Here is a 12465-nt window from a genome sequence, read left to right on the forward strand (position 1 = left end):
AGGCGGGCGTCCACCCGGACGACTGCCGCTCGCTCGCCGATCTGGCCCGGTTCCCCTTCACCACCAAGGCGGACCTGCGGGAGAACTACCCCTACGGCATGTTCGCCGTGCCCCGCGACCGCGTCCGCCGCGTCCACGCCTCCAGCGGCACCACCGGACGCCCCACGGTCGTCGGCTACACCGAGGGCGACCTGTCCGTGTGGGCGGACACGGTGGCCCGTTCGATCCGCGCGGCGGGCGGCCGGCCCGGGGACACGGTCCATGTGGCGTACGGCTACGGCCTGTTCACCGGCGGTCTGGGTGCCCACTACGGCGCCGAGCGGCTCGGCTGCACGGTGATCCCCGCGTCCGGCGGGATGACGTCCCGTCAGGTGCAGCTGATCCAGGACCTGCGGCCCACGGTCATCATGGTCACCCCGTCCTACATGCTCACGCTGCTCGACGAGTTCGAGCGGCAGGGCGTCGACCCGCGCGGAACCTCCCTGCGCGTGGGGATCTTCGGCGCGGAGCCGTGGACGGAGCGGATGCGGCAGGAGATCGAGGAGCGGTTCGCGATCGACGCGGTCGACATATACGGGCTGTCGGAGGTGATCGGGCCGGGCGTCGCGCAGGAGTGCGTGGAGACCAAGGACGGCCTGCACATCTGGGAGGACCACTTCTTCCCGGAGGTCGTCGACCCGGTCACCGGCGAGGTCCTCCCGGAGGGCGAGCGGGGTGAGCTCGTCTTCACCTCGCTCACCAAGGAGGCGATGCCGGTCGTCCGGTACCGGACGCGGGACCTGACCCGTCTGCTGCCGGGTACCGCGCGGGTGTTCCGGCGGATGGAGAAGGTCACCGGCCGCAGCGACGACATGGTGATCCTGCGCGGGGTGAACCTCTTCCCCACGCAGATCGAGGAGATCGTGCTGCGCACGCCGGGCGTCGCACCGCACTTCCAGCTCCGGCTCACCCGGGAGGGCCGGCTGGACCGTCTCACCGTCCGCGCGGAGGCCCGGCCCGGCGCGGACGCCGCGACGCGGGAGACGGCCGCGCGGTCCATCGGGGCGGCCGTGAAGGACGGCATCGGGGTGTCGGTCGAGGTGGAGGTCGTCGACCCGGAGACGCTGGAGCGGTCGGTGGGCAAGATCCGGCGGATCGTGGATCTGCGCGAACAGCGGGGGTAGGGGCCGCTCTCCGGATCTGCGGACGGGGGTCCGGGGCGGCCCGGTCCTTCCCGGCCGGGCGCGCCCCGTCCGGCTACTGTGCCGCCACGATGCGCTCGACCGCGGCCGTCACCAGGTGTTCGCGCTCGGCCTCGGTGAAGACGTCCGGCAGGGTGAGCTGTTCGACGATCAGCCAGTTCAGGGCGAGCATGAGCAGCTTGACGGCCGTGGCGTCACCGGGGAGGCCGGAGGCCTCGTGGTAAGCGATGTTGGCGTCGACGTCGGCACGGACGCGTTCGGTGAGCACCTTGCGCAGTTCCGGTCGGCGGGTCGCCTCCAGACGGAGTTCGAGCAGCGCGAGGTAGCCGGTGCGGAAGGAGGCGATGCGGCCGACCAGTTCCCGCATCAGCTCCGCGTAGGTCTCCCGGTCGCGGCCGGCCGCCCGCTGGCGGGCGAGGGTGGCCTCGTCGGGCTGGAGCCGCTCGTAGACGCGGGCGCCGGCCTGGGTGAGCAGGTCGTCGCGGCTGGCGAAGTAGTTGGACGCGGTGCCGGGGGGCACGGCGGCCTCGGTGTCCACCGCCCGGAAGGTCAGCCCGCGGGCACCGTCCCGGGCCAGCACCTCGATCGCGGCGTCCACCAGGGCGGCGCGCCGCTGGTCGTTCCGTCTCCCCATGACCCCACGCCCCACTCCATGCGTAGCACTACGAGCACACCACTTCGCCCAGAGTACTAGGGGCGCCGCACCGCGGACCCGGTCGTGGGGGTGCTCACGTCCCGAAGCGGTCGCGCAGCTCCCGTTTGAGGATCTTCCCGCTGGCGTTGCGCGGCAGTTCGTCCGTGAACAGCACCCGCTTGGGCGCCTTGAAGCCGGAGAGCCGCTCGCGCGCGTGGGCGATCAGCTCCGCCTCGGTGACCTCGCCGCGCGGGACGACGACCGCCGTGACGGCCTCGACCCAGCGTGCGTCGGGCAGGCCGATCACGGCGGCCTCGGCCACGGCCGGGTGGGTGTAGAGCGCGTCCTCGACCTGGCGCGAGGCGACCAGGACGCCACCGGAGTTGATGACGTCCTTCACCCGGTCGACGATCGTGAAGTAGCCGTCGGCGTCCCGTACCGCGAGGTCCCCGGAGTGGAACCAGCCGTCGCGGAAGGCCTCGGCGGTCTCCTCCGGCTTGTCCCAGTAGCCCTCGCACAGTTGCGGTGAGCGGTACACGATCTCGCCCGGGGTGCCGTCGGGCACGTCCTTGCCGTTCTCGTCGACGACGCGGGCGTCCACGAACAGCACGGGCCGCCCGCAGGAGTCCATGCGCCCCCGGTGTTCGCCGGGACCGAGGACCGTGGCCAGCGGGCCGATCTCGCTCTGCCCGAAGCAGTTGTAGAACGCCAGCGAGGGCAACCGCTCCGTCAGCCGCTCCAGCACCGGGACCGGCATGATCGACGCCCCGTAGTAGGCCTTGCGCAGCCCGCTCAGGTCCCGGGTCGCGAAGTCGGGGCGGTTCGACAGACCGATCCACACGGTGGGCGGCGCGAACAGGCTGTCCGCCCGGCCCTCCTCGATCAGGCCGAAGAGCCGGTCCCCGTCGGGCGCGTCGAGGATGACGTTGGTCGCGCCGACCGCGAGGTAGGGCAGCAGGAAGACGTGCATCTGCGCCGAGTGGTACAGCGGGAGCGCGTGCACGGGGCGGTCGCCCGCGGCGAGGTCGAGCGCGGTGATCGCGCTCAGGTACTCGTGGACCAGGGCCCGGTGGGTCATCATCGCGCCCTTGGGCAGCGCGGTGGTGCCGGAGGTGTACAGCAACTGCACCAGGTCCTCGGAGCGCGGCTCGGGGCCGTCGTGCGGGGGCGCCTCGGCCAGCCGCGCGAGCAGCGAGCCGTCGGCGTCGCGCAGCGGCAGCGTCCGCGCCCCGTCCGGCAGCCGGGCGGCGAGGCCGGGGTCGGTGAGCACCAGCGCGCTGCCGGACTGGCCGAGGAGGTAGGCGAGGTCGTCGCCGGTGAGGTTCTGGTTCACCGGCACGTGCACCAGGCCCGCGCGGGCGCAGGCGAGGAAGCCGATCAGATAGGCGTCGGAGTTGTGGCCGTAGGCGCCGACCCGGTCGCCGGGGGACAGTCCCTCGGCGAGGAGGACGCTCGCCGCGCGGGAGACGGCGGTGTCGAGTTCGCCGTAGGTCCAGGTGCGGTCGTCGTACTCGACGGCGACGCGGGCCGGGGTGCGCCGGGCGCTGCGTCGCAGGATTCCGTCGACCGTGCTGCCGTGTCCGGGCCTCATGACAGCCGATCCTCGGTTCACCGGCCGGGAAAGGTCAAGACGCCGGTCGGCGGACCCGCCCGCCGTGCCGCCCCGGGCGGGCCCCGCCCTCCCCGTACGGTGAAGTCGGCGCCCCCGGACCGCTCTTCGGCCGCGCACGCCCCATTGACACCCGACCCACCTGACAGGAAAGTTTCACTCCGCACGGCGGCCCCCGAAAGATTCTTTCAACCCGCGCAGGGTCACGACACGGGAGGAACCTCATGACGGACGAAGGGGCGAGAGGCATCACGCGCCGTCGACTGGGCGGAGGGGCGCTGGCCCTGGGCGGCGCCCTCGCGTTCGCCGCCCTCCCGGCCGATCCGGCTGCGGCGGCCGCCCCGTCGGGCGGCGGCCGTCCGACCCTGCGGCACGGCTCGGCCCGGCGCGCCGGGCTGCTCTCCGGGCATCTGCGGCAACTCGTCACCGAGGCCGAGACGTTCCTCGGCCCCTCCCCCCGGTACCCCTGGTACGCGGGTGCCGTGCTGCTTGCCGGGCGCGGCGGCACCGTCGCACTGCACGAGCCCATCGGCATGGCGGTGCGCTACCGCGCGTACGACGAGAAGACCGACACCGGTGTCGAGCTCCCGGCCGAGCAGCAGATCCCGATGGCCGCGGACACCGTCTTCGACCTGGCCTCGGTGTCGAAGCTGTTCACCTCGATCCTCGCCGTGCAGCAGATCGAACGGGGCGCGCTGGAGCTGGAGGCGGCCGTCGCCGCGTACCTGCCGGACTTCGGACGCGCGGGCAAGCACGAGGTGACGATCCGTCAGCTGCTCACGCACACCTCCGGTTTCCGCGCCTGGATCCCGCTGTACGAGGCGCCCACGTACGAGGAGAAGGTCCGGCTGGTCTTCGACGAGACACCGGTCGGCCCGCCCGGCAGCGCGTACCTGTACTCGGACCTGAACCTGATCTCGCTCCAGCTGGTCCTGGAAGAGGTCACCGGCCGGACCCTGGACACCCTCCTGCGCGACGAGATCACCGGCCCGCTCGGCATGCGCCGCACCCGCTACAACCCGCCCGCCTCCTGGAGGCCGCGCATCGCGGCCACGGAGGACGCCCGCAAGCCGTGGTCCGGTCTCGACCGGGGGCTGGTGTGGGGCGAGGTGCACGACGAGAACGCCCACAGCCTGGGCGGGGTCGCGGGCCACGCGGGCGTGTTCTCCGACGCCTGGGACCTGGCGGTGCTCGGGCGGACCCTGCTCAACGGCGGCGTGTACGGCCGGGCGCGCATCCTCGAACCCGAGTCGGTGGAGCTGATGTTCACCGACTTCAACACCGCCTTCCCGGGGGACGAGCACGGGCTCGGCTTCGAGCTCCACCAGCACTGGTACATGGGCGCCATGGCCACCCCGCGCACGGCCGGCCACACCGGGTTCACCGGGACCTCGCTGGTGCTCGACCCGACGACCGACTCGTTCCTCGTCGTGCTGGGCAACTCGGTGCACCCGGTGCGCCGTTGGCGGTCCGGCTCCGCTCCCCGGGTGGCCGCCGCGAACCGTCTCGCCCGCGCGGTCCCGGTCCGGCCGGCGCGGGGACGTACGGCGTGGTTCTCCGGGATGGCGAGCTCGGCGACGGCGACCCTCGCGCTGCCCGCGCTGGACACGTCGTCCGGCGACGCACGGCTGCGCTGCGCCCTGTGGTGGGACACGGAGCCCCGCGCCGACGTCCTCGTGCTGGAGGCCAGCGCGGACGGCGGCACGACCTGGCAGGCGGTGCCGTTCACCACGCGGCGCCGGGGCGGGGAGCCCGAGCGGCACCCGTCGGGCACGGCCACCGGCTGGTCGGGCCGCGTCTGGCACGGGCTCACCGCGGCCCTGCCCGCCGCACCGGGCCTCACCCTGCGCTGGCGGTACACGACGGACCGGCTGTACGTCGGGCGCGGCGCCTACGTGGACGCGGTGCGGGTCGAGACGGCGGCGGGCGGCGTGCTCTTCGACGAGGCCCGGCCGGCGGACGCGGAACGCGTCCGGGCGGTGGGGTGGACCCGGTCGGCCGACTGACCGGAGCGGCCTTCGGCGTCAGTCCCCCGCCTCCAGCACCGCCATCGCCGCGTTGTGTCCCGGCACCCCGCTCACCCCGCCGCCGCGGACCGCGCCCGCGCCGCACAGCAGGACATTGGCGTGCCGGGTCTCCACGCCCCAGCGGCCGGTGCCGTCCTGGGCGTGGGGCCAGGACAGTTCGCGGTGGAAGATGTTCCCGCCGGGCAGCCTGAGGTCGCGTTCCAGGTCCAGCGGGGACCTGGCCTCCAGGCAGGGGCGCCCGTCCGCGTCCGTGGCCAGGCAGTCGGCGAGCGGTTCGGCCAGATGGGCGTCGAGCCGGGCCAGCGTCGACTTCAGCAGTTCCTCGCGCACGGCGTCGTTGTCCCGCGCGAACAGCCGCGCCGGGGTGTGCAGGCCGAACAGGGTGAGCGTCTGGTAGCCCCGTGCGGCCAGGTCCGGGCCGAGGATCGTGGGGTCGGTGAGCGAGTGGCAGTAGATCTCGCAGGGCGGCTCGGCGGGCGGTTCGCCGGCGGCGGCCCGGGCGTACGCGGCGGCCAGTTGTTCGTACCCCTCGGCGATGTGGAAGGTCCCGGCGAACGCCTCGCGCGGGTCGACGGAGGCGTCGCGCAGCCTGGGCAGCCGCGTGAGCAGCATGTTCACCTTGAGCTGGGCGCCCTCGGCGGGCGGCGGGGGCGCGTCGCCGGTGAGGGCCGCCAGTTCCCGCGGGGAGGCGTTCACCAGGACGTGCCGCGTGGCGGCGACGCCCTCGCCGTCGGCCGTGCGGTGGGTGACCTCGGCCGTGCGGCCGTCCGTCGCGATGCGGACCGCCTCGTGACCGGTGGCGATGACCGCGCCGGCCGCGCGCGCGGCGTCGGCCAGCGCGTCGGTGAGGGCCCCCATGCCGCCGACGGGTACGTCCCAGGCGCCGGTGCCGCCGCCGATGACGTGGTAGAGGAAGCAGCGGTTCTGTCTGAGCGAGGGGTCGTGGGCGTCGGCGAAGGTGCCGATGAGGGCGTCGGTGAGGACGATGCCGCGCACCAGGTCGTCGGCGAAGTGCTCCTCGATGGTGACGCCGATCGGTTCCTCGAAGAGGGCCCGCCAGGCCTCCTCGTCGCCGACGGTGCGGCGCAGCTCCTCGCGGGTGGGCAGCGGCTCGGTGAGGGTCGGGAAGACGCGCCGGGCGACGCGGCCGGTCATGTCGTGAAAGCGCTGCCAGGCCCGGTACTCGCGGTCGGAGCCGGTCAACCGGGCGAACGCCTCGCGGGTGCGCCGCTCGCCGCCGCCGACGAGCAGGCCGGTGGGCCGTCCGTCGCGTTCGACGGGGGTGTACGAGGAGATGGTCCGGGTGCGCAGCCGGACGTCGAGCCCGAGATCGCGGACGATCTTCCCGGGCAGCAGGCTGACCAGGTACGAGTACCGGGACAGCCGGGCGTCGACACCGGTGAAGGGCCGGGTGGACACCGCCGCTCCGCCGGTGTGGTCCAGCCGCTCCAGCACCAGCACGGAGCGCCCGGCCCGGGCGAGGTAGGCGGCGGCGACGAGGCCGTTGTGGCCCCCGCCGACGATGACGGCGTCGTACGTCCGGGACGGCTCGGGTGCGGTCATGGTTCTTCGTAGCACGCGGTGATCCGAACCGGCCAGGGGGCGGGCGGCGCCCCCGCCGGGGCGTTCACGCCCTCCCGGCCGCCCGCTGCCGGCGCAGGGCCGCCACACGGCGGTGCAGCCCGGCGGCCTCGGTGCCGCGGCCCAGTTGCTCCAGGCAGTGGGCCTCGTCGGCGCGGGCGGCGAGGGTGTCGGGGTGGTCCGCGCCGAGGAGGCGTTCGCGGGTCTCGGCGACCCGCCGGTAGGCGGTCAGCGCGTCCGCCCAGCGGCCCAGCCAGCCCAGCCCGACGGCGACCTCGCGGCGGCTGACCAGGGTGTCCGGATGGTCGGCGCCGAGGACGCGCTCGCGCAGGGCGCACACGTCACGGGCCTCGGCGAGGGCCGCCTCCCAGCGGCCGAGCCGGCCGAGGTTGACGCCGAGGCCGTGCCGGGCGCGCAGGGTCTCGGGGTGGGCGGGCCCCTGGACGCGGGTGCGGTCCTCGACCAGGCCCCGGTAGAGCTCGAGGGCCTCGGTGGCGCGGCCGAGCCGGCCCAGGCCGATACCGGTCTCGTAGCGGGCGGCGAGGGTGTCGGCGTGGTCCGGGCCGAGGGCTCGCGCGCGGGCCCCGGCGACCTCGCGGTAGGTCTCCAGGGCCTCCTCCCAGCGGCCCAGCCGGCCCAGGGTGTGGGCGATGTCGTAGCGGGTGACGAGGGTGTCCGGATGTTCGGGCCCGAGCACCCGGGCGCGGGCGGCGGCCACCTCGCACGCCATGCCGTACGAGTCCTCCAGCCGCCCGAGCCGGCCCAGGTTGAAGGCGAGGTTGTGCCGGCAGCGCAGGGTGTCGGGGTGGTCGGGCCCCATGGTGCGCTCGCGGGCGGCGAGCACCGACAGGTACACCTGGTGGGCGTCGAAGGGGCGGCCCGACTGGGCGAGGACGTAGGCCATTTCCTGGCGGGCGGCGAGGGTGTCGGGGTGGTCGGCACCCAGCGTGCGGATGCGGGCCTCGGCCACCTGCTTGTACACGCGCAGCGCGTCGGCGGCGCGGCCGGTGCGGCTGAGGGTGAAGGCGACCTCGTAGCGGCTGGCGAGCGTGTCGGGATGGTCCGGCCCGAGCAGGTGCTCGCGCTCGGCGGCGACCGCGCGGTGCACCTCGCCCGCCTCCGTCCAGCGGCCCAGGCGTCCCAGGCTCAGGCCCGCGTTGTGCCGTCCGGCCAGGGCGGTCAGCGCCCGAGGCAAAGGGGTGGGCCGCTCGTCCGGTACGGATTCCTCGTCGCGGCCGGTCGCGGGGCGTGCGGTCCACTCGCCGGACAGGCCGGCCGCGGGGTCCGGGGGCGTGGTGCGCAGTCCGGCACCGGCCGCCTTGTGCCCGGTGGTCATGCCCCGCGTCCAGGACGGCAGCCGGGACGCCCGCCCCACCGGTGCGGGCCGGGCGGCGGGCGCGGCTCCGACCGCGTTCCGTGCCGCCCCGGGCTCCTGCCGGACCGCCGCCGCGGCCGGAACGGGCGGCGGCGCGGCCCGCAGCTCCGTGAGGCGGCGGGCCAGTTCGCGGGCGCTGTCCGGGCGCCCGTCGGGCTCCTTGGCCAGCAGGTCCAGGATGACGCGGTCCAGGCGCTCGGGCAGTTCGGCGCGGTGGCCGCGCGGGGGCCGGGGCGGGGTGTCGCGGTGGCCGACGAGGATCGCCCAGGCGTCGTCGAGGTCGAACGGCGGCACCCCGGTGGCGATCTCGTACAGCACGCACCCGAAGGAGTACAGGTCGCTGCGCCGGTCGACCTCCGAGCCGCTGATCTGCTCCGGCGACATGTAGTGCGGGGTGCCCATCGCGATGCCGGTGCCGGTCAGCCGGGAGGTGAAGCCGATGTCGTGGCCGAGGCGGGCGATGCCGAAGTCGCAGATCTTCACCGTGCCGTCGTCCAGCCGCACGATGTTGGCGGGCTTCAGGTCCCGGTGCACGATGCCCTGGTCGTGGGTGTAGGCGAGGGCGGCGGCGACCTGCTCGGCGATGTCCACCACCTCGTCGACCGGCAGCGGGTGCTGCTTGTTGTCCTCCAGGAGCCGGCTGAGGTCACGGCCCTGGAGCAGCTCCATCACCAGGTAGAGCACGCCCTCGGACTCCCCGAAGTCGTGCACGACGGTGATCCCGCGGTGCTGCAGGGCCGCGGCCACCCGGGCCTCGCGGCGGAACCGTTCACGCAGCACGCGGCTGAACGACCGGTCGTGGTGCGGGCCGAGCGGTTTGAGGCACTTCACGGCGACCTGCCGCCCCAGTGACTCGTCCCGTGCCCGCCACACCTCGCCCATGCCGCCCCGCCCGATCTCGTCGAGCAGCCGGTACCGGCCGTGGATGAGCCTGCTGTCCCCCATCTCCCGCGCCCGCCCCCGTCGCTGTCCGCCGCGCCCTCCCCTGGCTCGTCCAGTATGGCGGCATCTCGCCCGAGTTCGTACCGCGTCGGGCGGCCACGTCCCGTACGCCGCACCGGAGGTCTCCCTCCGGTGCGGCGGGTGTTCCCGGGCGGGGCGCGCGGGCCGGTTCGCCTCCCGGGCCGCTCAGTTCAGGGTGGTGAGGAACTCCGTGCAGGCCCGCGCGCAGGCCCGGCAGGCCTCCGCCGTGCGTTCCGCCCCGGGGTGCTCGTCGAACACGTGCGCGCTCTCCAGGCACACCTGCCGGCACCACTCGACCTGGATCCGGATGGTCGCCTCGTCCACCTGGTTCTGCTCGGACAGCACGCGGCAGGTCGCGTCGCACACCTCCGCGCACAGGATGCCCTTGCGTCGTACGAGTTCCTGGTTCTCGGTGCCGTCCGGGTCCACGAGACTCGCCCGCGTCGCACAGGCCCGCGCGCATTCGGTGCACGCCTGGGCACAGGCGAAACGGTCCTCCAGGAACCGGAACAGCTCCTCCTGCGATGTCGTCGTCACACCGCGCGGGTAGCCGCCGCCCGTGCGGTCAAACCCGGTGCCCCAAGGGTTCCGCACAGTTTTCCGGCCCCGCCGCCGGGCACCCGCGCGGCACCGGAACCCGAGAAGGGACGGAGGCGGGACAGATGCCCGGACGCCAGGAACTCCCCTCGACCCTGGAGCGCTCCTCCGAGGACGCCCAGCGCACCTGGATCAAGGCGCACGACTCGGCCGTGGAGCAGTACGGCGAGGGCGAGCGGGCGCACCGCGTGGCCTACGGGGCGCTGAAGCACACGTACGAGAAGGTCGGGGACCACTGGGAACGCAAGGAAGGCGGCCGCAAGGGTCCGTCGGACCCGCGGTCGGCCCGCCCCCGGCAGCAGGGCGGCCGCAGCGGGGAGGGCGTGGACGAGCAGGCCTCGAAGGAGCATCTGTACGACGTCGCCCGGCGCCTCGGCGTCGAGGGGCGGTCGCGGATGTCGAAGGCGGAACTGCTCGACGCGGTCCGCAGGGCGAACCGCTCCCGGACGCGCGCGTCGCGGTCCGGGTGAGCCGGTTCATCAGGAGGACCGGGGGTACCCGCGAGCCATGACGAACACCTCATGGATGCAGACGGCCGACCTCGCCGCGGGCCGCGGCGCCCTGGGGGTCGGGCTCGTGGTCGCGGCCGCGGTGGTCGTGGCCCTGCTGATCGGCGCGTTCGCCTTCGGCAGCCGCCGCGTCTCGCGCAGCCGGGACCGCAGGCCCCGCCCCGAGGAGCAGCCCCGGATGCCCGAGGGCGGGCCGGTCCGCGAGGTCCGGGAGCACCGGGAGCCCGACGAGGTGCCCGGAAGCGACGAACGCCTGACACCGCACGAGCTGGACGGCCACGGCAACTCCGGCACCCGCACCGGCACGCCGCAGGAGCGGCCCCGCTGGGACGAGGGCAGCAGCGGGGGATTCGGCAGCGGCGGCCCGGGCGGTCGCTGACCGCCCGCAGGGCCCCCGGCCGCCACCGCGCCCCCGCCACGTCGTGCACAGAGAGTGAGAACCATGACAGGTCCCGCCCGCAACACCCTGCCGCTGCCCGATTACGACCATCTGCCCATCGGCGGCCTGGAGAGCCGGATCCGCTCGCTGTCCGCGGACGAGGTGGAGGAGCTCCTGGCCTACGAGCGCTCGCACGCCGGCCGGCTCCCGGTGACCGAGCTGCTGTCGGCCCGGCTGGAGCAGTTGCACGCGGGTGCCGAGCCGACGTCCGGCGACCCGGGCGGGCTGCGCCCCGAGCAGGGAGCGAGCCGGACGGGTTCCCCGGTGTCGCCCGCCACCTCGCCGCAGCCGTTCAGCCCGCCGCCGCACGGCACCCCGGACCAGCGCGGCAAACCGAAGGGCGACCGCACCTAGGCCCTCCGGTCCGGGCCCCGGGCGGGTCGTGCGCCGCCGATCGCTTTCACGCGGTCGGCGGCGCACGACCCGCCCTTTGCTGTGCGCCCGCCTTCCCGCGCGTCCGGGGTGAGGTGGATCACAGGAGTTCGGTGCATCGTTTCGCGGGGTCATGAGTCTTTGTCTGAGGTGTAAGGGCTTGTTCGGATGCGGGACGGTGGGGATGGAGCGGTTTCGGGCAGACGGCTTCGACGAGTTCGTGGCTGCCCGCTGGTCGGCGCTGCTCCATGTCGCGCGTCTGCTCACCGGCGGCGACCGGCAACGGGCCGAGGACCTGGTCCAGGAGGCCCTCGTGAAGCTGTGGTTCGCCTGGCCGAAGGTCGCCGAGCAGGCTCCCGAGGCGTACGTCCGCAAGGTGCTCGTACGGATGGCGGCCCGCTCCGCCCGGCGGCGCTGGTGGGGGGAGCGCCCGGTGGGGGAACTGCCCGACCGGCCCGAGCCGGGTGACGTGTCCGCGGCCGTGGCGGAACGCTCGCGCCTGGAGGCCGCGCTCGCCCTGCTGTCGCCCCGGCAGCGGGTCGCGGTGGTGCTGCGCTACTACGAGGACCTGCCCGAGGCCCAGGTGGCACAGGCCCTCGGCTGCCCGGTGGGCACCGCCCGGTCCCACGCGTCACGCGGAGTGGCGCGGCTGCGGCAGCTCCTGTCCGACACCGTCAGGCCCGTGGGGTGAGGGGAGAAGCGATGGACGACTTCGAGCAGGAGCTGACGCGCATGATGCGCGACACCCCGCAGCAGGCCCCCTTCCGGCCGGAGCACCGGCAGCGCCTGTACGAGGGCATCCGGGCCCGCCGCCGGTCCCGGATGCTGTGGCGGGCCGGCGGCTCCGCCCTCGCGGTGACCGGGCTCGGCGTCGGGCTCGCCCTGCTGCCCCATGCGGGCTCCGGGTCCGGGCCCGCCGACGACCGGCCCCTGCCGGCGACCAGTCCGTCGCCGCCCCCGGTCGTCGGCCCGACGCCCACCGCGTCGGCCCCGGACGCCACCGCGAGCACGTCCCGGCCGGCCACCGGCCCGCCGGCCGCGACCGCCGGGACCACGGCCCCGGCGGGCGGCGGCACGCCGGCCTCCGTCCCGCCGTCCGCCACGGCCGTCGAGAGCGGGCGGACGACATCGCCCCCCACACCTCCCGTCTCCTCCTCGCCGCCGTCTCCGCCGCCGTC

The 12465-nt window shown here is 74.8% G+C and carries 12 protein-coding genes; 7 read left to right on the forward strand and 5 right to left on the reverse strand.

Annotated elements, in window-relative coordinates:
- On the forward strand, window positions 1–1163 hold a 1163-nt coding region (gene paaK / locus RIM90_RS01065), incomplete at its 5' end, for a phenylacetate--CoA ligase PaaK (protein ID WP_309058562.1).
- Between the two features lie 73 nt (window positions 1164–1236).
- On the opposite strand, the gene RIM90_RS01070 is transcribed toward paaK, so the two are convergent.
- Both RIM90_RS01070 and RIM90_RS01075 read right to left on the reverse strand, forming a co-directional pair.
- Window positions 1237–1815 carry a TetR family transcriptional regulator gene (locus RIM90_RS01070; RefSeq protein ID WP_309058563.1) on the reverse strand — a complete coding sequence of 193 codons (579 nt, stop codon included), beginning with the start codon at window positions 1813–1815 and terminating at the stop codon, window positions 1237–1239.
- Window positions 1816–1909: 94 nt separating this feature from the next.
- Entirely contained in the window at window positions 1910–3406 is a 1497-nt protein-coding gene (locus RIM90_RS01075; RefSeq protein WP_309058564.1) for an acyl-CoA synthetase, read from the reverse strand.
- Between the two features lie 242 nt (window positions 3407–3648).
- Here RIM90_RS01075 and RIM90_RS01080 point away from each other — a divergent pair, with 242 nt between their 5' ends.
- On the forward strand, window positions 3649–5430 hold the full coding sequence (locus RIM90_RS01080; protein WP_309058565.1) for a serine hydrolase: 1782 nt from the start codon (window positions 3649–3651) through the stop codon (window positions 5428–5430).
- A gap of 18 nt (window positions 5431–5448) precedes the next feature.
- Here the strand turns inward: RIM90_RS01080 and RIM90_RS01085 are convergent, their stop codons facing one another.
- From RIM90_RS01085 to RIM90_RS01095, 3 genes are all read right to left on the reverse strand, one after another.
- Window positions 5449–7014 carry an NAD(P)/FAD-dependent oxidoreductase gene (locus RIM90_RS01085; RefSeq protein WP_309058566.1) on the reverse strand — a complete coding sequence of 522 codons (1566 nt, stop codon included), beginning with the start codon at window positions 7012–7014 and terminating at the stop codon, window positions 5449–5451.
- A 64-nt stretch (window positions 7015–7078) separates the two neighbouring features.
- Complete coding sequence (locus tag RIM90_RS01090; RefSeq protein ID WP_309058567.1) at window positions 7079–9352, reverse strand: serine/threonine-protein kinase; 2274 nt, start codon at window positions 9350–9352, stop codon at window positions 7079–7081.
- A gap of 183 nt (window positions 9353–9535) precedes the next feature.
- The gene (locus RIM90_RS01095) at window positions 9536–9907 is read right to left on the reverse strand and encodes a ferredoxin (protein WP_309058568.1); all 372 of its coding nucleotides are present in this window, start codon (window positions 9905–9907) and stop codon (window positions 9536–9538) included.
- Window positions 9908–10032: 125 nt separating this feature from the next.
- Between RIM90_RS01095 and RIM90_RS01100 the strand changes: the two genes are divergently transcribed.
- The 5 genes from RIM90_RS01100 to RIM90_RS01120 all read left to right on the forward strand — a co-directional run.
- Window positions 10033–10437: a ChaB family protein gene (locus RIM90_RS01100; protein WP_309058569.1), complete on the forward strand. Its 405-nt coding sequence runs from the start codon at window positions 10033–10035 to the stop codon at window positions 10435–10437.
- 37 nt (window positions 10438–10474) lie between these two features.
- The gene (locus RIM90_RS01105; RefSeq protein WP_309058570.1) at window positions 10475–10855 is read left to right on the forward strand and encodes a DUF6479 family protein; all 381 of its coding nucleotides are present in this window, start codon (window positions 10475–10477) and stop codon (window positions 10853–10855) included.
- A gap of 63 nt (window positions 10856–10918) precedes the next feature.
- On the forward strand, window positions 10919–11269 hold the full coding sequence (locus RIM90_RS01110; RefSeq protein ID WP_309058571.1) for a hypothetical protein: 351 nt from the start codon (window positions 10919–10921) through the stop codon (window positions 11267–11269).
- A gap of 202 nt (window positions 11270–11471) precedes the next feature.
- Window positions 11472–11978, forward strand: a complete 507-nt coding sequence (locus RIM90_RS01115) for a SigE family RNA polymerase sigma factor (RefSeq protein WP_309058572.1) — start codon at window positions 11472–11474, stop codon at window positions 11976–11978.
- A gap of 11 nt (window positions 11979–11989) precedes the next feature.
- On the forward strand, window positions 11990–12465 hold a 476-nt coding region (locus RIM90_RS01120; protein ID WP_309058573.1), incomplete at its 3' end, for a cellulase.

Source organism: Streptomyces sp., from assembly GCF_031181555.1.
Classification (GTDB): Bacteria; Actinomycetota; Actinomycetes; order Streptomycetales; family Streptomycetaceae; genus Streptomyces; species Streptomyces fimbriatus.